This is a genomic window from Streptomyces sp. TE5632, assembly GCF_054061295.1.
This window is the reverse complement of sequence record NZ_JBSSEA010000003.1, coordinates 5,048,490-5,072,746: the sequence shown is the minus strand read 5'-3', so window position 1 is coordinate 5,072,746 and position 24,257 is coordinate 5,048,490. Positions and strand designations below refer to the sequence as shown.

Annotated in this window: 23 protein-coding genes and 1 pseudogene; 6 read left to right on the top strand and 18 right to left on the bottom strand. The window is 70.2% G+C overall.

The window, feature by feature from the left end:
* Window positions 1-259: 259 nt before the first annotated feature.
* Window positions 260-1,018, top strand: a complete 759-nt coding sequence (locus ACVW19_RS28370) for a HalD/BesD family halogenase (protein ID WP_457462895.1) — start codon at window positions 260-262, stop codon at window positions 1,016-1,018.
* 35 nt (window positions 1,019-1,053) lie between these two features.
* Window positions 1,054-1,824 (top strand): 4-chloro-allylglycine synthase BesC, encoded by a 771-nt coding sequence (gene besC / locus ACVW19_RS28365; protein ID WP_457462893.1) that lies wholly within the window; start codon window positions 1,054-1,056, stop codon window positions 1,822-1,824.
* 84 nt (window positions 1,825-1,908) lie between these two features.
* On the opposite strand, the gene ACVW19_RS28360 is transcribed toward besC, so the two are convergent.
* The 4 genes from ACVW19_RS28360 to ACVW19_RS28345 form a co-directional block, all read right to left on the bottom strand.
* Window positions 1,909-3,429: a hypothetical protein gene (locus ACVW19_RS28360; RefSeq protein ID WP_457462892.1), complete on the bottom strand. Its 1,521-nt coding sequence runs from the start codon at window positions 3,427-3,429 to the stop codon at window positions 1,909-1,911.
* Between the two features lie 67 nt (window positions 3,430-3,496).
* The gene (locus ACVW19_RS28355) at window positions 3,497-5,293 is read right to left on the bottom strand and encodes a BTAD domain-containing putative transcriptional regulator (protein WP_457462890.1); all 1,797 of its coding nucleotides are present in this window, start codon (window positions 5,291-5,293) and stop codon (window positions 3,497-3,499) included.
* A 383-nt stretch (window positions 5,294-5,676) separates the two neighbouring features.
* The gene (locus ACVW19_RS28350) at window positions 5,677-6,714 is read right to left on the bottom strand and encodes a DMT family transporter (RefSeq protein ID WP_457462889.1); all 1,038 of its coding nucleotides are present in this window, start codon (window positions 6,712-6,714) and stop codon (window positions 5,677-5,679) included.
* A 64-nt stretch (window positions 6,715-6,778) separates the two neighbouring features.
* Window positions 6,779-7,531 carry a thioesterase II family protein gene (locus ACVW19_RS28345; protein WP_457462887.1) on the bottom strand — a complete coding sequence of 251 codons (753 nt, stop codon included), beginning with the start codon at window positions 7,529-7,531 and terminating at the stop codon, window positions 6,779-6,781.
* Between the two features lie 153 nt (window positions 7,532-7,684).
* Here ACVW19_RS28345 and ACVW19_RS28340 point away from each other — a divergent pair, with 153 nt between their 5' ends.
* Window positions 7,685-8,188: an Lrp/AsnC family transcriptional regulator gene (locus tag ACVW19_RS28340; protein WP_457462885.1), complete on the top strand. Its 504-nt coding sequence runs from the start codon at window positions 7,685-7,687 to the stop codon at window positions 8,186-8,188.
* Window positions 8,189-8,225: 37 nt separating this feature from the next.
* Here ACVW19_RS28340 and ACVW19_RS28335 read toward each other — a convergent pair whose 3' ends face one another.
* The 4 genes from ACVW19_RS28335 to ACVW19_RS28320 form a co-directional block, all read right to left on the bottom strand.
* Entirely contained in the window at window positions 8,226-9,077 is an 852-nt protein-coding gene (locus ACVW19_RS28335; protein WP_457462884.1) for an alpha/beta fold hydrolase, read from the bottom strand.
* Entirely contained in the window at window positions 9,067-10,332 is a 1,266-nt protein-coding gene (locus tag ACVW19_RS28330) for an aminotransferase class I/II-fold pyridoxal phosphate-dependent enzyme (protein ID WP_457462882.1), read from the bottom strand. The genes ACVW19_RS28335 and ACVW19_RS28330 overlap by 11 nt, the downstream gene beginning before the upstream one ends.
* A 191-nt stretch (window positions 10,333-10,523) precedes the next feature.
* A complete protein-coding gene (locus ACVW19_RS28325; RefSeq protein ID WP_457464816.1) occupies window positions 10,524-10,748 on the bottom strand; it encodes a phosphopantetheine-binding protein in 225 nt (74 codons plus the stop codon).
* A 56-nt stretch (window positions 10,749-10,804) separates the two neighbouring features.
* On the bottom strand, window positions 10,805-11,779 hold the full coding sequence (locus ACVW19_RS28320) for a chlorinating enzyme (protein WP_457462881.1): 975 nt from the start codon (window positions 11,777-11,779) through the stop codon (window positions 10,805-10,807).
* 389 nt (window positions 11,780-12,168) lie between these two features.
* Here ACVW19_RS28320 and ACVW19_RS28315 point away from each other — a divergent pair, with 389 nt between their 5' ends.
* Window positions 12,169-12,540 (top strand): cupin domain-containing protein, encoded by a 372-nt coding sequence (locus ACVW19_RS28315; protein WP_457462879.1) that lies wholly within the window; start codon window positions 12,169-12,171, stop codon window positions 12,538-12,540.
* A gap of 584 nt (window positions 12,541-13,124) precedes the next feature.
* Here the strand turns inward: ACVW19_RS28315 and ACVW19_RS28310 are convergent.
* Window positions 13,125-13,250 carry a hypothetical protein gene (locus tag ACVW19_RS28310; protein WP_457462877.1) on the bottom strand — a complete coding sequence of 42 codons (126 nt, stop codon included), beginning with the start codon at window positions 13,248-13,250 and terminating at the stop codon, window positions 13,125-13,127.
* Between the two features lie 126 nt (window positions 13,251-13,376).
* On the opposite strand from ACVW19_RS28310, the pseudogene ACVW19_RS28305 reads away from it, so the two are divergent.
* Both ACVW19_RS28305 and ACVW19_RS28300 read left to right on the top strand, forming a co-directional pair.
* A pseudogene (locus tag ACVW19_RS28305) lies at window positions 13,377-13,735 on the top strand (hypothetical protein).
* 6 nt (window positions 13,736-13,741) lie between these two features.
* On the top strand, window positions 13,742-14,041 hold the full coding sequence (locus ACVW19_RS28300) for a bacteriocin immunity protein (RefSeq protein ID WP_457462876.1): 300 nt from the start codon (window positions 13,742-13,744) through the stop codon (window positions 14,039-14,041).
* 361 nt (window positions 14,042-14,402) lie between these two features.
* Here ACVW19_RS28300 and ACVW19_RS28295 read toward each other — a convergent pair whose 3' ends face one another.
* The 9 genes from ACVW19_RS28295 to ACVW19_RS28255 form a co-directional block, all read right to left on the bottom strand.
* Window positions 14,403-14,783 carry a hypothetical protein gene (locus ACVW19_RS28295; protein WP_457462875.1) on the bottom strand — a complete coding sequence of 127 codons (381 nt, stop codon included), beginning with the start codon at window positions 14,781-14,783 and terminating at the stop codon, window positions 14,403-14,405.
* 207 nt (window positions 14,784-14,990) lie between these two features.
* Entirely contained in the window at window positions 14,991-16,007 is a 1,017-nt protein-coding gene (locus tag ACVW19_RS28290) for a peptidoglycan-binding domain-containing protein (protein ID WP_457462874.1), read from the bottom strand.
* A 255-nt stretch (window positions 16,008-16,262) separates the two neighbouring features.
* Window positions 16,263-17,261: a DUF2690 domain-containing protein gene (locus ACVW19_RS28285; RefSeq protein WP_457462872.1), complete on the bottom strand. Its 999-nt coding sequence runs from the start codon at window positions 17,259-17,261 to the stop codon at window positions 16,263-16,265.
* A gap of 428 nt (window positions 17,262-17,689) precedes the next feature.
* Window positions 17,690-19,624, bottom strand: coding sequence for an ABC transporter ATP-binding protein (locus ACVW19_RS28280; RefSeq protein WP_457462871.1), 1,935 nt, complete (start codon window positions 19,622-19,624; stop codon window positions 17,690-17,692).
* A 177-nt stretch (window positions 19,625-19,801) separates the two neighbouring features.
* A complete protein-coding gene (locus ACVW19_RS28275) occupies window positions 19,802-20,689 on the bottom strand; it encodes an endo alpha-1,4 polygalactosaminidase (protein WP_457462869.1) in 888 nt (295 codons plus the stop codon).
* The gene (locus ACVW19_RS28270) at window positions 20,686-21,360 is read right to left on the bottom strand and encodes a spherulation-specific family 4 protein (RefSeq protein WP_457462867.1); all 675 of its coding nucleotides are present in this window, start codon (window positions 21,358-21,360) and stop codon (window positions 20,686-20,688) included. Before ACVW19_RS28270 ends, ACVW19_RS28275 begins: the two co-directional genes overlap by 4 nt.
* Entirely contained in the window at window positions 21,357-22,370 is a 1,014-nt protein-coding gene (locus ACVW19_RS28265) for an NAD-dependent epimerase/dehydratase family protein (RefSeq protein WP_457462865.1), read from the bottom strand. The genes ACVW19_RS28270 and ACVW19_RS28265 overlap by 4 nt, the downstream gene beginning before the upstream one ends.
* A 6-nt stretch (window positions 22,371-22,376) precedes the next feature.
* Entirely contained in the window at window positions 22,377-23,090 is a 714-nt protein-coding gene (locus ACVW19_RS28260; protein WP_109378847.1) for a sugar phosphate nucleotidyltransferase, read from the bottom strand.
* A gap of 94 nt (window positions 23,091-23,184) precedes the next feature.
* Complete coding sequence (locus tag ACVW19_RS28255; protein ID WP_457462862.1) at window positions 23,185-24,186, bottom strand: GDP-mannose 4,6-dehydratase; 1,002 nt, start codon at window positions 24,184-24,186, stop codon at window positions 23,185-23,187.
* Window positions 24,187-24,257: the final 71 nt, after the last annotated feature.

Sequence of the window (24,257 nt, the reverse complement as noted above, 5' to 3'; positions counted from 1 at the left end):
GACGTCGAGTCGATCGTGGCACGGCATCCGCTGACCTGCGCGACCGCGACACCCGGGAGCGCGCTTCCGCTGCCCGCGAGCCCTCCCCCTTCTCCGCGGCGACCGGCTCGACGTACACCCTCACCGCCATGGGCGGCCACACGTGGAGCCCGCCTCCGCGGCCGACTCGACGTGAGCCCGCACCGCCCGGGAGGAAAGCAGTCGATTCTCCACCCGTCGACCACGGCGGGCGACCGTATCCGCGAGAACGGAGAGCAGCATGGGCAACAGCGCGCAGCAACTCGACGACGTCCTGATCCGTCCGGACAGCCTCCGGCTTCGCCGGATGGCCGAACACTTCCATCGGTACGGCGTGGTCACCGTCACGGACCTGATCGGCGAGGCGACCCGCCGGCGGGTCCGGACGGAGACGGACCGCCTGCTCGGCTCCCACGCCGAACGCCGGGACCTGCGGCTCGCCACCACCGGCTTCACCCGCCGCTCGATGTCCGTCGTGCCGAGTGAGGTGATCCGGGACGGCAGCGGTCCGATCACGGACCTCTACTCCCACCCGGATCTGGTGCAGGCCCTGGAGGAGATCGCGGGCGAGCAGATGCACCCGTGCCCCAAGAGCGACGAGAACTTCCTGATCACCCGTCAGGAACAGCGCGGCGACACCCACGGCTGGCACTGGGGTGACTTCAGCTTCGCCCTGATCTGGGTGGTCCAGGCGCCGCCGCTCGACGTCGGCGGCCTGCTGCAGTGCGTCCCGCACACCTCATGGGACAAGTCGTCACCGCGGATCAACCGGTACCTCGTGGACAACCCCGTCCACACCTATCACTTCGCCTCCGGCGACGTGTACTTCCTGCGCACCGACACCACGCTGCACCGCACCGTCCCGCTGCGCGAGGACGCCATCCGGATCATCCTCAACATGACATGGGCGGGGGCGCGTGACCTGGGCCGCGACATCGTCGCGGACGACCGCTGGTGGGACGACCCCGGCGTCTCCGCGGCGAGCTCCGTCAAGGAGTGACGACCCGTCGACCACCACGAACCAGGAGAAACGACATGACCGAAACGAACGCCCTGCGCCCCGGCACCGCCGTGTGGGACCACTTCGACAACGTCGAGACCGGGGTCCGCCGACGTATCGCCGTGGCGAACCCGTCGGTCAAGGCCTACCTCGACGGGTTGCTCGTCCGCATCACCGAGCACCGTGCCGTGGAGCACCCGCTCCTGAACGCCTACCGCACCACCCCGTTCGACCCGCGGCAGGAGCGCCTGTTCTACAGCGAGTGCCACTACTTCTTCCGCCATCTGCCCTTCTACATCACGGGGATGGCGACGAAGACCCGGGACGAGATGATCCTGCGCGAGATCATCCTCAACGTGGCCGACGAGGTCGGTTCGGACCCGACTCACTCCACGCTCTTCGCCGACTTCCTCGCCCGGCTGGGCATCGACCGCGAGCATCTCGACCGGTACGAGCCGCTGGAGGTCACCCGGCAGCTGAACGACGGTATCCGCCGCCTGTACACGGAGTCGTCGATCTACACGGCGCTCGGCGCGCTCTACGCCGACGAGACCATGTCCTCCATCATGGTCTCCAAGGTCAACGACGGTCTGCGCAACCAGGGGTACGACGAGGAGACGCGCCACTTCTGGCAGCTGCACATCGACGTCGAGGTGGGGCACAGCAACTCCGTCTTCAACGCGATCGCCCCCTACGTCGGCTCGGCCGGCGCCCGGCAGGAGTTCGAGGCGGGCGCCTTCGAGTTCCTGGACCTGGTGGAGCGCTACTGGGACGGCGTGCGGCAGCTGGTGGGCCCGGCCGCCTGACCGGATGCGCACACGGCACGCGCGGCACCGGGGCGGGCACCCCCTCCCGTGTGGAGGGTGCCCGCCCCGACGTCGGCGGACCGGTCAGATGCTCGCCCAGGCGCTGTTCAGCGCCGCCTGGTCGAACGGCGTCTCCACCCCGGCGAGCACATGGGCGAGCGCCGCATAGCACACCGCGTCCGCGTCTCCGACGCTCTCGGCCTTGGCCAGACTCTTCTGCAGCCGGTACAGCTGGGTGAAGGCCTGCTTGAGGTCCTGCCGGCCCAGCAGGGTCTTGATCTGTCCGGCGGTCTTGGACACCTCGCCGGAGCGCTCCCGCCCCGCGACCGGCTCGCGTTCGGTGATGGCCGCATGGGCCGCCAGGAACCGCTCGCACGGCTCGATGTGCTGCGGCTTGACGGACAGCGTGTCGAGCGGAGCGGCGTTGACGAGCAGCGCGAGACGCAGCACCTCCTCCGGGGTGTCGGCGCTGGTGCCCTTGGCCAGCTGGGCGTTGCCCACCACGACGACCTCGGGGGCGGTCTTCACCACGGGCGTGAGGTCGGGCTCGGCCAGCAGCAGACGCAGTGCCAGCAGGTCGTCCTCGACCCGGGTGGAGGGGGTGACGACCGTCAGCTCGGCGGACCGGACGTGCTCCTCGACCGCGTTCAGCACCGGCGACAGGTCCAGGCACACCGGCTCACCGGACTCGTCGTCACGCACTACCGTGCGCCGGCGCCGGTCCCACGGCACCTCGACGCCGTCGTCGGAGCCGACCAGGGCGACGCGGAAGGTGCCCATGCCGCAATCCGTGTACTCCTCGACCAGGCCCCGCTCCGCGACGGCCGCGAAGTACACGGTCCTGGCCCGGTCGAAGGGCAGTCCCTCGGCGGCGGGGCCGACCCGGTAGGCGTGACCGGACTTGATGTACGGCGGCTTGACCCAGTCGGCGGGGGCTCCGTCGTGGTCCTTCGGCGCGAGCGAGAACCGCACAGGCAGGCCGACCTTGCGGCTGAACTCGAGGTCGGGCAGGTTGTGCCCGGGGTTGAGGAGGACCGCTCCGGTCCCGAACTCGGGCTTGACCCAGTCGCCGACCCAGACGGGCAGGAGGTCCCCGGTGAGCGGGTGTCGGCAGAACCGCCCGGTGAACGCGGCGTGTTCGCCCGGGGGGAGGCCGGTGCTCAGAGGGTGTCCCGGGTGGACGGCGACGGCGCAGGAGCTGGGCAGCCCCGTCCAGTCGGTGACGAAGGCGGTCAGGGAGGCAGGTCCGTCGGTGTGTGCGTCGGCCTCGAGCGGGAACTCGAAGATCGCGCCGACGGAACGGCGGATCAGCTTGCGGTGCCGGGACACGGTCGACTGGGGCCAGCCTCCGTCGCCGTCTCCGGCGACACGGTCGCGGGCGGCGCGGGAGGGAACGTAGCGCACCTCGTCGCCGTCGCCGACCAGCGTGGCCGCTTCGGCGAGTCGCGTGACGGCCCGGCCGGACCCCGGGGCGGTCGTGGCGATCGCCGCGTCCGCGCCCTCGATCATCCGCAGTCGCCGCAAATAGGACCCCAGGGCCTCGCTGCGGAGGTTCGCCTCGGGGGATTCCGGGTCACGAATGACCAGGACGATGGTGCTTCTCACTGATGGCTCCAATGCGTTGAGACGGTTGGATGTCTTCGCCAGGTGACGGCGGTGGGCCGCGTCGGACTCAGGGACGCGACAGGCTTGCGACGCGCCCGGCCGGCGCGGGCACGACGGCCGGGCGGGGTGCACCCCACTGCGGGGCGGGCACCGGTGGTGTTCTGCCGAGATCGGACGCGGCCGTCTCGGCCGCGAGTTGACCGGCGTACGCGTGGAGCAGCTCGTGGATCACATAGCGCCCCGGGACCGAGGTGCCGAGCAGATGGGCGTCGACGAGTGATTCGAGCAGGGCGTCGGCCCGGTCCGGGGAGATGCCCGCGAGCCCTGCGACCGTGCAGGTCTCGATACGGTCGATCGGCATCTGCCCGAGCAGCCGGAAGACGTGCTGCTGGGCACGGCTGAGCCCCAGGTAGGACTGGCGGAACACCTCGACCAACCCGCCGTCCTCCGCCTCCAGGGTCGCCAGCCGCTGCCGTCGGCGGGCGAGACGGGAGGCGAGGTGGGCGATGGACCAGGAGGTGCGGTGGCGCAGTTTGACCGCGGCCAACCGGATCGCCAGCGGCAGCCGCCCACATCCGTCGACGACGGTGTCCACGGCTTCGCGCTCCGCCGCCGCACGCTGGGTCCCGACCATCCTGCCGAACAGGTCCCGGCCCTCCGCGGAGGTCATCTCCCGGAGCGTGAGGTGACACGTGGCAATGAGGTCCGTGAGCCGGGTACGGCTGGTCACGACGGTCAGGCAGCCGGGCGCCCCGGGCAGCAGCGGGAGGATCTGCTGGGTGTCGGCCACATTGTCCAGCAGGATCAGCGCGCGTCGGCCGGCGAGGACCCGGCGCCAGGTGGCGGAGCGCTCCTCCGGCCCTTCCGGCATGTCGCCCGGGGGGAATCCGAGGGCGGTCAGCAGCGCGCCCAGGGCCGTCGCGGGGTCCAGCGGCCGACCGTCCGCGGCGCAGCCACCCATGTCGACGAAGAGCTGCGCGTCCGGGTACAGCGGGGTGAACTCGTGTGCGGCGTGCACCGCCAGTGCCGTCTTGCCGATACCGGCCATGCCGTCGATCGCCACGACCACCGGGGCGGCGGAGGACGGACGCCCGCCGTCGGCGTAACCGCGGGCCACTTCGGAAAGCGTGCGCATCTCGGGGGCCCGTCCGGTGAAGTGCACGGCGGCGCTCGGCAGGTTGTTGGAGGCGGGGGCGGGGCGGGCCGGCGGCCGGCCTTCGCTGCGCAGGATGCGGTGGTGCAGTTCCTGGAGCTCCGCGCCGGGGCTGACCCCCAGTTCGCGCCGGAGGATCCGGCGCGTCTCCTCGTAGACGGTGAGCGCCCGCGCCTGTGTGCCGGAACAGTAGAGCGCCAGCATCAGCTGGGCGACGAGTCGCTCCCGCAGCGGGTTCTCCGCGACCCAGGAGGACAGGTCGCCGATGACGGACTCGTGGCGGCCCTGGGCCAGTTCCAGTTCGGCCCGCTCCTCCATGGCGGCGAGCCGCAGTTCCTCCAGTACGGCTGTCTGGGCGCGCAGGGACGGGCTCTCAAGACCCGCCAGGGCGGGGCCGCGCCACAGCCCGAGCGCGGCGCGGAACTCCTCCACGGCCTGGCTGAGGCGTCCCTCGTCCCGGTGCTCGCGGGCGCGGGCGACCTGTTCGGTGAACGTCCGGGCGTCCAAGCGCCAGCCGTCGGGCGCGAGGCGGTAGCCGTCCCCGACGAGCGTGAGCCGTTCGGCGATCTCCGGATGGATCCCGCGCAGGTCGGACGCGACGTTGCGGATCTGTTTGGCGGCGGTGGCGGGCGCCCGGTGCTCCCACACGATGTCGATCAGGCGGTTGAGGGAGACGGGTTCGCCGTCGGCGAGGAGCAGCGCACCGAGCACCGTCTGACGCTTTCTCCCGGTCAGTCCCAGGCGGTCCCGACCGCACCACACCTCAAGCAGACCCAAGACACGACACTCCAACACGGGCCCTCATGCCTCCAAAGCGATGATGACGCGGTCCAGGAACAGTTACGTTCGATTTTCGGCATTCCACGGTCCGGGGCTGACAAATTCGGACACCCCCGGGTGTGGACGAATTAATCGCGCAGGTGTGTGCGGGTGGAAGGCGGGCTGCCGGGAGGACCGGAACGCGCCACCGGCTCGTCCCGGCCGGCCCCGGCGGGCCGGGCGGAGGCAGGTGTCCCCCGTCGCGACGGGGGACGGCCAACGGGGTACACCTGCCCGGTCCGTCACCGGCGGCCCGGTGCGCCGGCCGCCGTCCGTCAGCGGGTGCCGGCCTCCGGCACCACCGCGTCCCGCACCTGCGGGGCGACGGTACCGCCCGGAGCCCCGGAGGCGACCGGCTCCGCAGCGCCCTCCTCCCGGGCGGCGGGCGGCGGGTCGTCCTCCTGAACGGAGGGTTTCCCGGCCCGGTGCCCGCTGACCACGGCGAGAAGGGCACCGCCCAGCATGACCACGGCCGCGCCGCCCTGGGCCCAGGTGAAGGACTCCCCGAGGAAGGCGAAGGAGAACAGGGTGCTGAACAGCGGGACGGCGAACATCATCACCGAAGCGGTGGAGGCGCCGACGTCCCGTATGCCGCGGACGTACAGCAGGTAGGCGACGGCGGTCGGGCCGATCCCGAGATGGACGGCGTTGAGCCAGAAACCGCCCGACAGCTCGCCCCACCGGACATTGCCGAACTCCGGTACGGCCATCACCCCGAGTGCGAGGGAGCCGGCGACGGTCGAGTACGTCACCGCCTGCACCGGGTCCATGCCGACCACCAGTTTGCGGTTGAGCAGGGTGTAGACGGACCACACGGCGGCACCGACGAGGAAAACGGTGTCTCCCATCAGCCGGTCGGAGCCGCCCACGCCGTCGGCGGTGGTGGCGACGAAGAACAGTGCCGCGCCGCCGACGCCGACCACCAGTCCGGCGATGCGCACGGGCCGTGCCGACTCGCGGCCGCCCAGGATCAGGACGAGGGAGGTGATGACCGGGGTGAGCGCGGGGAAGATCACTCCGCCGTCACTCGCCGGGGCCATGGTCACTCCCCAGAAGAACAGCGCGTTGTAGCCGAAGACACCCACTATGCCCGCTACGCAGGCGCCTAACACCGCCTTGAACGGCGGACTGTGCTGCGGTCGCCGGAAGAAGGTGATCAGCAGCAGGACGAGGGCGCCGCCGCCGAACCGGAACAGGGCCGCGACCTCATGCGGGACATGCTCCGTCGCGTACTTCGACGAGGGGAAGGCGCTGCCCCACAGCACCATGGTGAACAGGAGCCAGCCGTAGGCTCCGAGGGGTTTGGTCTTCATGTCGCATCACGCTCGTTCGTCTTCTCGAATCCGGTGGCCGGCCCGGCGGCCGTACATTGAGCCGTCAGTCGCCGCGCAGGGTTTCGGTGATGACGCCGTGCACCCGGGAGGCATGCGTGAGAATGGCGAAGTGGTCGCCCTCCAGCAGATGCAGGGTGAACCGCTCGGTCGTCTGCTCCTGCCAGGCGGCCAGATGAGCCACGGTGGCCCTCGGGTCGTCGGTCGCGGCGAAGACGGTGAGGGGAATGTCCAGAGGTGGTTCCGGCGTGTACCGGTACGCCTCGCTGACCGTGAAGTCCGCGGCGAGCAGCGGGTGGAGCATGCGCAGCATGCTCGGGTCGTTCAGCACCCAGTCGGGGGTGCCGCCGTGGTGTCGCAGGATGTCCGCCAGTTGCTCGATGGTCAGTTCCTCCAGCCGGGAGGAGTGCTCCCCGATCTGGGGGGCGCGGCGCCCGGCGACGAAGAGGTGCGCCGGCGCCGGCGCGCCCATGCGCCGCAGTTGTCGGCACAGTTCGAACGCGCAGATCGCCCCGGTGCTGTGCCCCAGGACGGCGTACGGCCCCTCGACGACGGCCGCGACGTCCTCGGCGAGCGCGGTCACCAACGGGCCCACCTCGCTCAGCGGGGTCTCCCGCCTGCGGGTCTCGCGGCCCGGCGGCTGGACGGGGCACAGCCCGATCCAGTCCGGCAGCCCGGCGCCCCAGGCCCGGTACGCGGAAGCCCCCGCGCCCGAATGCGGCAGGCACAGCAGTCGGACGTCCGCCTGCTCGGCGGCGCCGAAGGGCAGCCAGGGAGTCGTGGTGCGCTGCGTGCTCATGGTCCTCTTTCTCCGTCGTGGATGCTGGTGGGGAGCAGCCGTGCCGAACCTGGCGGAGCAGGCCCGTGACTCCAGGCGGTTACAGCCCGTAGCTTGGCAGTTGTTTCAATGAGTCTCCACTGCACCCGAAACTCCTGCGATAGATTCGCGGTCATGCCGAATTTTGATGAGATCAATCGCGGCCTGCTCTTCGAACTGCAGAAGAATGCGCGCCGCTCCAACCGGGAGCTGGCGCGCACCCTGGGCATCGCCGACTCGACGTGCCTGGAACGGGTGAAGAACCTGCAGCAGAGCGAGGTGGTCCTGGGGTACAGCGCCGAGGTGAACCTGGATGCGCTGGGCCGTGGCCTGAAGGCGATGATCGCGGTGCGGATCCACCCGAAGAGCCGGCATGCCGTCGAGTCCTTCCGGGAGTTCGTGCTCGGCCTCGACGAGGTCCTGGACGTGTTCGTGGTGTCGGGAAGCGACGACTTCCAGGTGCTGGTGGCCGTGCAGGACCCACAGCACCTGGAGGACTTCGTACTGGACCGCATCGCGCAGTTCCCGTCGGTGGCCGACCTGAGCGCCTCGCTCGTCTACGAACACCTGCAGCGGCGCCCTGTGGAGATTCTCGAGCCCAAGCCGAAGCGGCGCCGCCCCGCCCGGCCGTGGACCTGACGGGCAAAGAACGCGGGCGCGGGCCTCGCGGGCGGGGTCAGCGCCCGGGGGCACCGGCCCGCCGGCCCGCCCGGTGCATGAACGCGGCCGTCCGTCCGGCCACCCCGGCCGGGTCGGTGAACAGCGCGTAGTGGCCGCCGGTCGGCAGCACGGACAGCTCCGCCCCCGCGGTCAGGGCGGCGGCGCGCCGCGTATGGAGGTGGCTCACCATCTCGTCGTCCTCGCGCGCGACGAACAGGGACGGGATCCGCAGCCGGGCACAGGCCGCGACCGGATCGTAGTCGTTCGCCGCGTGGATGCCGTGAGCGAACCGGGTCAGCGCCGCGGCGTCCTGCCGGTAGGGCCGCGTGACCATCCGCGCCAGTTCCTCGTCGGGGAGGCCGAGCACGGCCGACTCGTTGCCCCTCGGCCGTACCGCATCGTGGTAGAAGCCGGCGCGGTGGTGGTCCGCGGAGATCTTCGCGCACATGTCGAAAACGGCGTTGCCCAGCCGGGCGCCGGGGAGCCCGGTGAACAGCAGGGCACCATCGACCGAGGTGAAGGAGAGCGCCTGCTCGCCCAACGCGTGGGCGACGAAGAGGCCGATCGAGGCACCGGTGCACCAGCCGGCGACATGGGCGCGGGTGACGCCGAGCGCATCCAGTACCGCCAGCGCGTCGGCGGTGTGGTCGTCCAGCGACACCCGGCTCGGGCCGTCCGTCCCGGGGCTGCCGCGCAACTCCCAGGTGACCAGGTTGAGTCCGTGCGCCCGGAACTGTCTGCCCAGGCCCGCCAGGAGCGCGTTCTCCATCCCGACGGCGTTGGAGAAGAGCACGGTCGGCGTCTCGTCGTCGCCGCAGACGGCGACGACGAGGGTGACCCCACCGTTGCGGACGGTCTCAGTGCGCACCGCGCATCTCCTCCAGAGCCTCGGCGAACCTGCGGATCCCCTCGGCGACGACCGACTCGTCCGGGCTCAGGCTCAGCCGCACGCAGCGGGTCGCGTGCCGCGCCAGGAACGGCGAGTCGATCGGGGGCACGAAGAAGTGGCGGCCCGGCACAACGAAGACCTTCCTGCGCTTGAGCTCCTCGTACATCGCGAGATCGTCGAACCAGTCGTGATCGATCCACAGCCAGCAGAACATCCCGCCCTCGGTGGCGTGCAGGCGCCAGTCGACAGTGCCGGGCAGCAGTTCGTGCAGCAACTTCTCGGCTACCTGGCGTTTGCGCCGGTAGTACGGCTTGATCACCTCCTGGGTGAGGGTGTCGAGCACACCGGTGTCCAGTGCCCGTTCGACCGTCGCCTGGATCAACTGCGGGGGATGCAGATAGGAGTTGGCGGTGAAGGACAGCATGGCGTCGATCGCCCGCCGGGGACCGATCACGAAGCCGAGCCGCTCGCCGGGCAGGCCCGCCTTGGACAGGGTGAAGCAGTTGATGACATGGGGGTGCAGCGGCGGGTCCGCGAGGTCCTCGGCGACCGAGGGGAACGGATCGCCGTAGGCGTGGTCCAGGAACAGCGGTACGTCGCGCTCCTCGGCGATCCGGATCAGTCCGGCCAGGGCGTCCGCTGGGATGCTGCGGCCGGTGGGATTGCCCGGGCTGGACAGCAGCATCATCCCCATGGAGGGTTCCCGCCGCACCGCGTCGAGGTCGAAGGTGTAGCGGAAGGAGCGGCCCTCCAGGAGTTCCACGCCGGGGGCGACCCCGACGATGCCGCCCTCGTCCAGGCTGAGCCCCTGGTACCCGGTGTAGTCCGGGACGGACGGCAGCACCAGGCGCCGCGGACCGCCCGGGCAGGGGCCGGTGAAGATCGTGGTGGCCATGAACGCCAGCATCTGGCAGCCGGCGCCGACCAGGACGTTCTCGGCCGTGATGGACCAGCCGTAGCGGCGGTTGAAGTAGCGCACGATGGCGTCGACGAGTCCGTCGGAGCCGCGTGAGGGGCCGTAGCGGCCGCCCGCCTCCGCGAAGCGCCGCGACAGTGACTCCTGTTGCAGCCGGAGCCAGGTGCCGGTCACCTCCGGGATGTGCGCCGGGTTGCCCGGGCTCAGATTCATCCAGGTTCCGCCGGAGGAGGTGGAGGCGGCGAGGGCGATGTCCTCCATGATGCTGCGGATCCCCGACAGGCCGCCCATCTTCGCGCCCCGGGGCGAGAGTTGCACCGGATCGGTCCTTCCGTTCAGAGCACGCGTCGTTCCCGTGCGTCGTCGTGCGGTTCGCGTGTGGAGCGGGGCCGTGACCCGCGTGCGGGGGACGCCGGTCAGTCCGGTGTCCCCCGCGTGTCCGAGCGGCTGCCGTGGTCCGTCCCGGACCTCTCAGCGGGCGCCCGGGGGCGCCGCGGGACGGCGCGGCGTCACGACACCGCGGCGCGGGACTCCAGATGGGCCGAAATGCCCTTGATCGTGGAGTGCCGGAACAACTCGTCCATCGGCACCTCTATGCCCAGCTCCTGGGCGATCGCCGCCTGTATCTCTGCCATGACGAGCGAGTGTCCGCCGAGGGCGAAGAAGTCGTCGTCGGGGGAGATGTCGTCCAGCTTGAGGGCGTCTTCCCAGATCTTGCCGATCTTCTGCTGCATCACGCTGTGTCCTTCCTGCCGTGGCCGACCGGGTGACCGGGCCGGGTGTGGGCGCGTCAGTGGGTGTTCTTGAGGACGAACGGCTCGCCGTGGGCATTGGTGGTGCGCAGCCGGTTGTGGCCGTGGGTGTCCCGGCCCGAGACCAGGACGGCGCCGTAGTCCGTCAGGTCGAAGTCGTGCCCGTGCGCCGTGTAGGAGGTCTGGTCGGGGTAGACACGCACGTGCGTCGGCACGTAGCGGGAGGTGATCGCGAACCGGGTCTCGCGCTCGGTGATGTTGGGCAGCGAGCCGTGCACGCAGGAGGCGGTGAAGATGAGGGCCTCGCCGGGCTGCAGCTCCACCTCGGCGACGTCCTCGGGACGCGGCTCCCAGCCGGGATCCACGGCGAAGTCGGAGAAGTCGTAGCCGTAGAAGCCGGTGTCCTTGGTGAACGTGGTCACGTGGTCCGTCGCGTAGCGTGCCTCACGGCCGCGCGCCGGGGACTTGGCCTCGTCGAAGATGCGCTCGCGGTGGGAGCCCCGCACGAACTTCATGCAGCCGGTGCGCTTGGTGGCCGGCGTGAAGGTCGTCCACACGGTGATGTCGATGTACGCGTTCCAGTCCGTCGCCGTCGGCACCAGCTGCGGCTTGCCGGTGGCGTAGCTGTAGTCACGGACCTGGTGCCACTCGGTGCCCCGTGAGCCGGGGAACTTGGCGAAGAACTCGGTGCGCCAGGACAGCACATCGGGCCCGAGGATCGCGTTCAGGTACTTGATGATCGTCGGATGCGTGACGTGCCGCGACAGCTCCGGAATGTCCAGGTGCCGGTCGTAGTTCATGCTGTTCTTGAACACCGAGTGGGTGGTGTCCTGGTTCTTGACGCGCACCTCGCGCAGGATCTCGGCCGCCTCGTCGGGCTCGTAGAGCTTGACCGGACCGGTGAAACCGTCCTCCATGAACCGCGTGATGTCGTCCTTGATGTCCTCGGGGACGATCGCGTCGTCGGCGATCGCCACGCCCGAGCCTACGGGCCCGATCTGAGTCTCGGTCATCGTGAGGTCACGTCCTTTCGAGGATTCCTGAACTCGTCGAAGTCGTCCCGCCACACGGCCCGGTGCGGTCCCGGAAAACACGGAACAGCGAATGCGCCGTTGTGGAATCGACCGGGATACAGGAACGTGCGGTGCCTTTCGTGGATCATCCTTCGTGGCCCTGTCCTCGCACGGTCCTCGTCGCGTCCTTGCGGGTGCGGGTTGACATCCCGTCACCCGCCGTCCGATGCTGACGGCGGCCGTGACCTGGCCGGAAGCTTCTTGGCTCACCTCCGGCCGGGGAAATACCCCACGGCACGCACAGGTTCGGCGAAAAACCCTCCGGGATGGAACGGGCTGCCGCGAATGGCAGTCATCCACCCCCGCAGCACGCAGAGCGAGGAGAGAACATGGCCCGACCGGAAACAACCGTCAACATCGACGAAAAGCTGGCGAAAATAACCGAGCACTGGTCACCGAAGACGGTTCTCGAGGCGAACGGCCTCGAATTCAAGGTGGTCAAGGTCCAAGGTGAATTCGTTTGGCACGACCACCCCGAGGGTGACGAACTCTTCATCGTCGTGCGGGGTGAGCTGACCATCGACCTCAAGGACCGCCCGAGTGCAGTGGTGAGGTCCGGGGAGATGTTCGTCGTGCCGCGCGGCGTCCCTCACAGGCCGCGCGCCGAGCGAGAGTGCGAGATCGCCATCATGGAACCAACCGGAATCGTCAACACCGGTGAGGTGTCCAGCGATCTGACGGCCTGCGAGGAATGGATCTGACGGCCCGTTCCCGATCTGCCGACAGGACGGATCACCGCGCCGCGGGGCCGTTTGCGCTGCATCGGCTCAGCGGGGGCGACGGCCGGTACGGCGGCCAGGAGGACCCCGGGGGCCGCGGGGCACCGGACGAAGTCGCCGGCCCTGGCCTCGGGATGGGGTCAGGGTCCGGTGGAGCCCCGTGTGCTCGGTGGCCTTCTCCGCATCGATGAACGCGTAGCGCACGGCTACGTCGTCGATTCCCTCGCGAAGAAGGCCGCGGCTTTTTTCAGGACCTCGATGGTCTGCTGCTGTTCCCGGTTCTCCCGCCGCAGACGCCGGAGCTCTTCTTTCTCGTCACTGGTGAGGGCGCCCGCCGGCCCGTGCCCGCGGTCGGCCTGGCCCTGCCTGACCCGGTTGCGCAGTCCCGCGGCGCTGACGCCGGTCTCCCGGCGACCTCGGTGACCGTCTTCCCTGACGAGTGCGCCAACGCGACCGCGTCGCGTTGGCGCACTCGGCCGTGTACCGCTTGCTCGTGTCGCTCTTCTTGCCCACTGCCTGGGACTGCTTCCTCCGAGACCTTCCGTCCCAGCATCAGGCTGTCCAGCTCAGCGGGGGAACTTCAGGGCTGCGACGCCCTCGCCGACCTGTACGCCGAGGCTGCCGAAGAACTGACCCGGCAAGCGGCCCTCGTCGGGGTCGGCGGCCTCACAGGGTGGAGGCGGCAGGCGCACGAGACCGAAACCTCGATCCTGGGCGCCGAAGGACTGAAGAATCGCCCGGCCATAACGGGGACCAGGACGGCCACAGAGCTGAGGAACCCTCCAGGCGCCGTAACAGGTGGCGGGCGCCTGTCCGACATGTCGGGCGGGTGGCTCAAGGGAACCCGTGGAAGCACAGGGAAGATCCCAGGACAGATCGGCCGACAGCTGCAGGGGAAACCCTTCAAGACATTCGGGGATTTTCGCGAAGCTTTCTGGAAGGCTGTTGCCGATGACCCGGGCCTGGCAGCAGGTTTCAGTAAAGCAAAAAGGACACGTACGGCTGCCGGTGGAGCGCCGTTTGTGGCGAACCAGCAGGCCGTAGGAAAAATAATGAGTACGTCCTGCATCACGTGACACCAATTCAACATGGCGACGGTGTCTGTGATCTGGATAACTTGGCAGTTGCGGCTCCTCGGTATCGTGCCGAGGTGTTGGACCCCAACTACCATCAGTGAGGTGCGGTGGACGTGCGTGACCTTAATCGCGATCAGCTCGTCGAGCTCGTTCGCGAAATCATGGCAGCAAACGGGACGGAGGAGGAGGACGATAGGCTCGTTGAGATTCTCGAAGCGAGCGTGCCCCATCCTCGCGTGCTCAATCTCATTTACCACCCCGACATGGAGGGCTTCACAGACGAGTTGACGGCAGGAGAAGTCGTGGACACCGCTCTGGCCCATACCCCCTTTCGCTCTGTAAGGGCGAGGGGCAGGTTCGGATCCCCGATGGCTCGGTCAGGTGGGTTGAGGCTGTGCCTCTATTGATCCGACCATGCCCACTCGACTCCCAGCGCGGCGCGCCGCACATCCGTGAGTTCGCCGCGGCGGATCTTGGTGTTGGAGATCCACACGCCCGGCTTCACGGCCACCGGTTCGGTCTCGCCGCCGGCCGTGGTCTCCTCTGCACGGGCCCTGGGGACGCGGTGGTGGTCTTCGCGGGCAGATGTGCTGCACGAGGGCCTGAACACCCCGTTGGAAAGCCGCTGACACCTTCCCGCTTCCCTTGACTGCGGAGGGCGAGGGCAAGTCGTTCGGCGGGCTTCAGGCCCAGCGCTCTGGATGCCGAGCGTTACCCCGCACACGAGCTGATCACGCCGTATCACCGCAGGTGGCAGGCCGAGACCTGCTACTTCTCGCTGAAATCGACCGTCCTCGACGGGCGGGTGCTGCGCTCGCGGCGGTCCCCGGAATCGAGCAGGAGGTCTACGCACTGCTGACGGTCCACCAGGCACTGGTGCCCATCGCGGGCGACGTGGTCACCGCCCAGCCGGGCCTGTCGGCAGAGCGCGTCAGCATGATCGTGCTGCTCGACGTCGCCGCCGACCAGATCGTGGCCGCCCACGGCATTGCCCCACCCGGACCGGTGAGCCTCGTCGGAGCAATCGGCCGCGCCGCCCTGGGCGGCCTCCTGCCGCAGGGACCACGTCGGCGAGGTCGTCCGGGCACAAACCGACCATCGCCGATGGCCATGGATCGATCGGTTTGCCTGGCGGAGTTCCGTCGACATATGTCCTGTCCGGCCGCAGGGGCTGGCCGATCGGCCGACTCAACGGCTCCTGGGCTTGTCCCTCACCCGGCCGGTCGGGATGCCCGACGGACGCTGTCGTGACACGTCCTGGTTTCCCACGGCGAACGGCAAAGTGGCGCTGTTCCGCGGCATCCTGCCCTGGGTGAGCAGGGTGCTCACCCAGGGCAGTCACCCCTTCGGTTCGGTTCAGCGGGGCCAGGCGCAGTGCACGTGGCGGCTGTGGCCGGCGGCCCCGGGGCCGAGGACTTCCTTCGCGCCGAGCTTGCGGCAGGCCGCCATCAGGGCCTGATGCGGGGCGCGGTCACCGACGTGACGCCCGTTGATGTAGTTGATGTCGAAGCCGAGACCGGCGTAGTGCTTGGAGTTCTTGCTGTGGTCTCCGCCGACGATCTCGGACACCGAGATCCGGTAGTCGTACTGGGTGCGCAGCTTCAGCAGCCCGTTGAGCATCCGGGTGTCGAGGGCGACCCTCCGGTTGGGCTTGTCGCTCCAGGGGCTGGTGAGGGCGCCCTTGCCGTTGGCTGTGTCGATGATGTTCTGCTTGGCAGTCGATCCGGCGTGGCTGCCGCCGGGGTGGACGGTGGCCAGGGAGATGCCGCCGGTGTTGAGGATCTGCTTGGCGAGCGCGGCACGGTTGCCGGACGGGGCGCCCGCTCCGGTGGCGAGGAGCGCGGCCCAGGTCCGCCGGCCGACGATCCCGTCGGCGGTGAGGCTCCTGGCCTTCTGGAATGCCTTGACCTTCGCCGTGACGGCCGCGGAGAAGGCACCGTCCACGGTCACGGCCTGTCCACGTGCCTTCAAGAGGGTCTGGAGGGCCTTCACCGCCGGGCCTCGCGCGCCTTCCCGCAGGGTGGGGACGAGTTTGCCCCAGGTGCCCGAGCCCACGATGCCGTCCGCGGTCAGCTTCTGGGCTCGCTGGAACGCCTTGACGGCGCGGGTGGTGGCCGGGCCGAACGCCCCGTCTGCGGGGAGGGAGTGTCCGCGGGCGGTCAGCAGGTGCTGGAGCGCGGTGACCTCGGGGCCCTTGGCCCCGGCCTTCAGGGTCGGCCAGGCCACGGCCGCTGCCCGCACCTGGGTGACGGTGGCGGCAGCGGGTGCGGCGCCGGCGGGCGCGGAGCCCAGAGCTGTGCCGGTGAGCGCGGCCAGGGCGATGACCGCGGTGGTCAGACGTACGGTCTTCGGACGTGTGATGGTCCTGGGCATGCGTGACTCCTTGGCTGAAAAGGGATGGTTTCGGTGCGCTTGAGCGCAGGCGGGAACGGGCCCCTGAGGGGTGTGATGTGAGGGGGCTTCCGCTCGGCGGCTGTGAATCACTCTGCACGACGTCGCACGGCTTCAGCGGGCTTTCGGGGCTCTGCTCTTGATTCACCTATGCACCGTCCGCTATGCACGTCGCTGAACAGCGGTGATGCACCGCTCTCGGCTGCGGGGGCGTCTCACGCGTTCTGCCGGTACGGGCTAGCCGCGCCCCGGTGTCGGAGCCGTGCCGGGGGTCGCGGGCTTCGTGGCGCAGACCTCGCCGCGGGGGGTGCGGGCGCATGCTGTGGCGTCGTCGGGGTTCCGGGCTTCGACCATGGTGGTGTGGGCGTCGCGGCCCCACTGCTGGGTGTAGTGGCGGGAACGGCCCGCGTTGTTGGTGACCCGGACGACGTCGCCCTGCGAGGTGCCGCTCATCTTGGCCCAGGCGGCCTGGCACGTCGGGCTGAACCGCAGCTCGACGAGGACGCTGTGGGCGGTGCCGGTGTAGTAGGTGGCGGCGTCCTCCTTGCAGATGGCGTACTTCGGGTCGATGCCGAAGCAGGACTCGTCGCGGCAGTGCGCTGTCGGGAGGGGCCCAGCGGTGAGGGATCGCGTGGGCGTCGCCGAACGGGCGGGCGTCTCCCCCTCCTCCCGTCCGTCTCCTCCTTCGAGTGTTGCTGCCGCGGTGAGCACGGCGGCGCCGACGGCGACGGCCGACGCGAACAGGAGCCACGGCCGCCTCGGCCTGGAACCGGCAGGGCTCGTGTCCCGGCCGGATACCGGAGCCGTCACGGGCAAGGAGCTGTCCGGGGCCGTCTCGGACAAGGCCCCCTCCGAAGCCGTGTGCAGGGATCCGTCCGGAGCCGTCACGCACGGGGAGCCCTCCCAGCCCCGGGGTGGAGGCAGTGCCTGACCCCGGCCCGGTGACGTCTCAGCCGTCGCCTTGCCGTGCAGTGCGAGCGCCTGTGCCAGTTCCTCCGGTGCGCGGCCCAGCACCTCGTGCATCGCCCGGATCAGGTCGGGCCGGACGAGGGTGGGACGGGTGCGGTTCAGATACCGCGACAGCATCTCCTGGCTGGTCCGCACACCCCGCTGTGTGATCCGCCGCGCCAGCGCCTCCTGCGTGATCTTGCCGGGGTCCTGCTCCCACCAGCTCCTCAAGAGCTGCGCGAGTTGCTGTTTCGCCGTCTTCGCAGACTCGTGACCTTCAACGCCCATTGATGTGTTCTCCCTGGGCCTCTTGCATAAGCCCTAATCAGCAGGCTTGTAAGAAATACCGCCTGTGCATGAATCAGTTGACGGGCCGAAAGTGTAGGACGCGGTCGATTCACCACTGCGTTGTTGAGCCATTCCCCCCACTCCGGTCATTCGGCCACCTCTTCGAAGGAGACAACTGTGTCCAGGCATGCACGCAGCCGCCGCGTTCTGCACCTGTCCGCCACCGCGCTCGTCACCACGTCCCTCATGGGCGGAGCTCTGGTGACCGGCGTGGCCACGCCGAGCCTCGCCGCCTCCCCGAGCACCTACGAGGTGAAGGGTGTCGACACCAGCCACCACAACCACGACGCCACCGGCAAGGCCATCGACTGGAAGCGCGTCGCACGGGGCAATTCCGTCGCATTCCTCAAGGCGACCCAGGGCACCACCTACAAGGACCCGTGGTTCACTCGGGACTTCAGGGCCGTCTCAGGTACGTCCCTGCTGCGGGCCCCGTCCGGCGCCGGGTCGGCCGGTCCGGGCAGCCCGCTGGGACCGGATTCCGGGACCGGGCATCCGAGGGCCGACTCGGTGCTCTCGCCGAGGAAGCCGCCCGACTGGTGCTGCCACAGCTTGGCGTAGGCACCGTCCGCCGCGAGCAGTTCCTCGTGGGTGCCCTGCTCGACGACGCTTCCGCGGTCGAGGACGACGAGACGGTCCATGCCGGCGACGGTGCTCAGGCGGTGGGCGACGACGAGGGCGGTACGTCCGTCCATCAGCCGCCACAGGGCGTCCTGGACGAGGAGCTCGCTCTCCGAGTCCAGCGCGCTGGTCGCCTCGTCGAGCAGCAGGATCGGGGCGTCGCGCAGGATGGCCCTGGCGAGGGCAACGCGCTGGCGCTGGCCGCCCGAGAGTTTGACTCCCCGCTCCCCCACCAGAGTGGCGAAGCCGTCCGGGAGTTGGTCGGCGAACTCCGTGACGTGCGCGGCCGCGGCCGCCGCGTGGACCTCCGCGTCGGTGGCGCCGGGCCGGGCGAAGGCGATGTTGTCCCGCAGGCTGCGGTGGAACATCGCGGGTTCCTGCGGAACGTAGGCGATCAGTGAGCGCAGGTCGTTCTGGCGCAGCCGGCTGATGTCCTGACCGCCGATCAGGATGCGTCCGTCGTCGATGTCCGACATCCGCAGCAGCAGCCGGGTGAGCGTGGTCTTGCCGCCGCCGGACCTGCCGACCAGACCGATCCGCGCGCCTGCGGGCACGTCCAGGTCGAGTCCCTGGAAAATCGGCTTCGCACCCGTGTGGGCGAAGGTCACCGCCTCGAAGCGGACGCCGGTGTCCCGCGGGGCGAGCGGTTCGGGTTCCGTCGGGTCGAGCACGGTGGGCGGATCCAGCAGCAGCTCCGTGAACTGCGCGGCCTCGGTCATCGAGCTTTCCAGGCGCCGGTAGATCTGGTTGAACTCGAACATGATCTGGGTCGCGTTGGAGTAGTAGGTGAAAGCGACGACGATCTCCTCCACTCCCTGGCCCGAGCCGCCGAAGGCGACGGCGACCAACAGGCCCAGCACGTTGGTCAGCACGGACATGGGGGCGATCAGGGTGTCGACGCGCAGATTGCCGTAGTCCCACGATTTCAGCGTCAGGCGCCGGGAGTCCGCGACACGGCTGCGGTGTTCGTCGGCCTCCCGCCGCTCGGCCGCGAACGCCCGGATGGTCTCCATGTTCATGAGGCTGTCGGCGACGTGTCCGGAGACCCGGGCGATCGCGGCCTCACGGTCGTTGACGAGCCTCTGCCGACGACGGATCAGCGGTGTCGCGGCCACCACGGTCAGCGCGATCATCACCAGGAGGCCCACGACGAGCATCGGTTCGTAGCTCCACAGCACCACGGCGCCGAACACCAGGGGGACGAGACTGCCCACGATCCGGTACGTCAGCGTGTCGACGAAGTCCTCGAAGCGCTTGCCGAAGCTGAGCACCCGTTTGGTCAGGGAGCCGGCGAAGTTGTCGTGGAAGAACGCCGCGTCCTTGGCGAGGAGTTCGTCCATGCCGCTCACGTACAGGTGTTCCATGCCGAGGGCGTCCACGCGGTTCAGGCAGTGCTGCCCGACCCGCCACACGGCCTCGGCGAGCAGCAGCGTCACGCCGAAGCCCAGCACGTACGGCAGCGCCGAGCTGAGGGTGAGACCGCCGTCGCCGGCGGCCTGCCCTGCCAGTTTGGCGATCAGCAGGGGGGCGACATAGCGGATGCCGATGTTGCCCACGGCCGGCAGCAGCAGCGCGGGCAGGGCCAGCAGTCGTAGTCGCAGCAGTTCCCGGCCGTAGCGGTGCAGTGCCAGAACGACCGCGCTCCTGCCCGGCGTCGGCCCTCGCATATCGGTTGTCCCCATCACTCTCCCGGAAGTTCGGAAGTCGGAAGTTTCCCGTCAGGGGAGGTTCTCAGTCCAGGCATTTACCGCGGACTGGCGAGAACCGGACACCGCTGTGTTCGGCGTACGCAGCGGTCGTGTCCGGTGGACGGGTCGTGCGGTGCCGCCACCGGAGGGAGGACAGCCGGTTCCTCCGGGTCAGCACGGGTCCCGCCACACCCCCAGTTCCGGCTTCTTGCGCATGGACGACAGCTTCAGCTCGCGGGACTCGGCACAGAACTCACCGGTCGGCTCCGCGTACTCCACGTGGAAGACCGCCTTGCCCGCCTCGATGAACGGAGTGAGCTCGGCGCACTCGCCGTACTGCGCGCACTCCTCGTTGACGGCGAAGTCGAATTCGTCCACGAGCTGAGGGATCTGTGGCAGGTCGTTCTTGAGGCCCACCGACAGACCGCGTTCGTGCGCGATGTCCGCGATCATGCGGTTGTAGCGGAGCTGGTCGGCGGCGGTGAGCGGGAACCCGGTGTCGTGGTCGTAGCCCTCCACCAGGTCCGGTTCCACCGCGTCGAAGCCCTTGTCCCGGCACATGTCGAACCGCCGCTCCATGATCGGCTTCAGTACGGGGATCCGGCGGATGTCCAGCCAGCGCTCGCCCTGCCAGCCGTTGGTCCTGCCGAGGGCGGATCGCGGGAACTCGTCCCGGTCGGTCCGGAAGTCCTCCCAGGCGCCGACGTTGATGTAGCAGATCACCTTGCGGCCGTCGCGGTGGAGGCGGGCCACGTCCGCTGCGGTGTTCTCGAAGCCGTCGATGTCGTAGACGGGCACCTCGGCCGACGGGTCGGCCCTGCCGTCGAGCTGCCACTGCCAGGCGAGCCCGGGGCGCGGGCGCCAGAGTTCCCCGCCGGGGGTGGGGGAGGCCCCGGCCGGGGCCTCCTGCGAGGTGCGGGGCGGCGCGGACGACCGGGCGGCGTCCGTGTCCTTGGCGCCGTCCGGGGCGGAGCACCCGGCCAGGGCCGTGATGGCCAGCACGACCAGCGCGGCCAGCACAGTCGGCACGGGCGCGTGGGGTGGCGGCTTCCTGGTCATGCTCGTCCCTCGGTTTCGGTCACGGTCAGGGCAGGAGTCAACTCGGCCCAGGGGTTGGGCAGTTCACCCGTCACGGGGCAGCAGACCCCGGCGCCGCGGTCCTGCGCGGTGCGTACGGCCAGGGGCACGAGTGCCTCGGGCACACCGTAGACGAGGTGGCAGATCCGTTCCGGTGGATGCGGTTTCACCCGGACGGAGCGGCTGAACGCGGCGACATAGGTGGACCAGTGCCCCTCGAAGGTGACGGTCAGGTCGGCGAGGCGGACGTAGCCGGGCGCCGGGTCCACTCCGGGGTTGAGCACGACGGTCCCCGCGCCGGTCCGGCGCAGGGACCGGACCAGCCTGCGGCAGCCCGGCAGGCCGTCCGGCCCCGCGGTCACCCGGTCCAGGAAGCAGCCGTCGACCGCGTACCACTCCCGGTGCCGGCGCGCGTCGGCGGTGACCGCGGACGGGTCCCGCGCGCCGTAGTCGGTGTCGACGTAGCCGAGCAGCCGGGCGCCGGCCGCCCGCAGCGCGTCCGCGACCGCCGTGAACGCCTGGTCCGGGCCGGTCCCGGGTCCGTTCGCGGGGTTGAGCACGACGGCGTGGGTACGGTCGGCTGCCGTGATCAGCCGGTGCCAGGCGCCCGGGTCCTCGGCCGGATGGACGTACAGGGGGATCAGCAGGCTCACGGCGCGCGGTCGCCTTCCGTGCCGGTCGTGTCCTCACCGGTGGCGCCCTGGTCGCCGGCGCCCGTGCCGCCGTCCGCCCACAGCGCGGCCAGTGACTCCTCGAGGGTGTACGAGGGACGCCAGTCGAGTGCCTCGCCCGCCGCCGTGATGTCGGAGCACTGCCAGGACACCGCCGCCGAGCGGGCCGAGCCTCCCGTGACCCCCGTGTCCTCCTCGATCCGTCCCCCGAAACCGGCCCGGCGGGCCAGCAGGTGTACCAGGTCGCGCACCCGGACCGCCTCACCGCCGCCGATGTTGAGGACGGGCGGGAGCGGTCCGGCCGCCATGACGGCGAGCACCGCCGCACGCGCGACGTCGCGCGCGTCGACGAAGTCGCGGTACGCGGACAGGTCACCGAGCCGCAGCACCGCCCCTGCCTCTGTCCCTGTCTCCGCCCCTGCCCCTGGCCCCGCTCCCGTCGACGCGCCGGCCTCGCGCAGCAGGGCGGCGACCCTGCCGGGCAGGCCGGTGGGCGGCGCACCCGGTCCCACCGGATTGCCCACCCGCAGCACCACCGCGTCCAGGCCGGAGGCCGTCACCACCGCCGTGCCCGCGAGTTTGGTCGCGCCGTACGGTCCGAGCGGGCGGGTCGCCGCCGTCTCCGTCACCTTGGCGCCTGGTTCCCCCGGGCCGTACTCGGCGGCCGACCCCAGGTGCACCAGGCGTGCCCGGGGAGCGGCCTGCCGCAGCGCGGCGCACAGGACGGCGGGGCCGCGGGTGTTGACCTCGGCCAGGGTGACCGCGTCCCCGGCGGTCGCGCCCGCGCAGTTGATCACGGCGTCGGGCGCCGCCTCCGCCAGCGTCTTGGCGAGCCGGTCGGGGGAGTCGGTGGCCAGGTCGATGCGCAGACCCGCGCCGGCCCCCGCGGTCGAGCGGCCGGCCTCGGGCAGTTGGGTGTCCGGCAGGCCGCGCAGGTGGGCGACGACATGACGGCCCAGGTAGCCGGTGCGGCCCAGGACGAGAACGCGCACGGGTGCTCAGGCCCCCTTGAGCAGCATGGACTTGCGGGTGGTGAACTCCGCGTTGGCCCGGTCGTAGTCGTCCGGGCGTCCGATGTCCAGCCAGTATCCGTCGAACTCGTAGGCGTGCGGCGGGCGCTGGGCGGCGAGGAGGTCCAGGACGAGTTCGTCGAAGCCCAGCGGGAGGCCGGGCGTGTAGCCCTCGAGCGTCGAGCGGGACAGCCCGTAGACGCCCATGGAGACGCGGTAGTCCATGCTGGGCTTCTCCGTGAAGGCGACGACCCGGCTCGCCCGGGTGGTCAGCACGCCGAAGTCGATGTGGACCTTGCGGGCGTAGGTCGCGATGGTCAGCGGGGCACCGGACGCCCGGTGCCGGTTCAGGACGTCGGCGTAGTCGAGGTCGGTCAGGACGTCGCCGTTCATCACCAGGAAGGTCTCGGGCAGCCGCTCGCGCAGCGAGAGCAGGGGGCCCATGGTGCCCAGCGGGTTCTCCTCGGTGGCGTAGTCGATGTCCATGCCCCACTGGGAGCCGTCTCCGACGTAGGCGCGGATGATCTCGCCGAGGTGGCCGATGGCGATGGTGCAGTGGGTGAAGCCGGACGTGGCGAGCTGGCGCAGCACGATCTCCAGGATGGCGTGCTGGTCGCCGATGGGGACGAGTGGCTTGGGGAGGGCTGTGGTGTAGGGCCGCAGCCGGACGCCCTTGCCTCCTGCCAGTATCACTGCGTGCATGGGGCTTCTCCTTCGGATCCTTCGTGTTCCCCGGGGATGTGCCGGACGCCGATCGGATGGTGCGGGCCGGACGGGACGGGTCGGACGGGACGGGTCAGATGTTGTAGATGCCGGTCTTGTAGCGGGCCAGGTTGGCCGGGTTGCGGAAGAACTCCACGGTCCGGGCGAGTCCTTGCTCCAGCGTGTGGGCGGGCTTCCAGCCGGTGGCGGCGGCGAGCCGGGTGGCGTCGGCGACCAGCCGCATCACCTCGGAGTTGGCGGGCCGCAGCCGTGCCGCGTCCTCCCGTACGTCGAGGGCGCTGTCCATGACCTTGCCGATCAGCGCGACGAGGTCGCCGACCGAGATCTCCCCGCCGGTCCCGGCGTTGAAGGTCCGGCCCACGACCTGCTCGGCGGGTGCGGTGCCGACGGCGAGGAAGGCCTGCGCCGTGTCCTCGACGTAGGTGAAGTCCCGCGTGGGCCGCAGGTCGCCGAGGGTGATGGTGCGTTCCCCCGCCGCGACCTGGCCGATGACGGTGGGGATCACCGCGCGCATCGACTGGCGCGGCCCGAAGGTGTTGAACGGCCGCAGCGTCACCACCGGCGTGTCGAAGCTCGCGTGGTAGCTGTCGGCCAGCCGGTCCCCGCCCGCCTTCGAAGCGGCGTACGGGGACTGGGTGTTGATGGGGTGGTCCTCGGTGATCGGGACGGTCCGCGCGGTGCCGTAGGTCTCGCTCGTGGAGGTGTGCACCAGCCTCGGCGTGCCCAACTGGCGTACGGATTCGAGCACGTTGAGGGTGCCGGTGACGTTGGTGTCCACGTAACTGTGCGGCGCCCGGTACGAGTACGGGATCGCGATGAGCGCGGCCAGGTGGTAGGCGCTGTCTGCCCCTTCGAGCAGGCCGCGTACCGATCCGGGGTCCCGGACATCGCCGAGGACGATCTCCACCTGGTCCAGGACGTCCGGGGACAGGGTCTCCAGCCATCCGTAGGAGGAGAAGGAGTTGTACTGGGCCATGGCCCGGACGCGGTATCCGGCGGCGACGAGCGCTTCGGTGAGGTGGGAGCCGATGAAGCCTTCGGCCCCGGTGACGGCGGCGAGCGGTGCGGAGGTCAACGCAGGTGTCCTTCCGGTTGCTTGAACGGGTGATGGTGCGGCGGCGCTGTGCGGGCCGCGGGTGGTGTCGT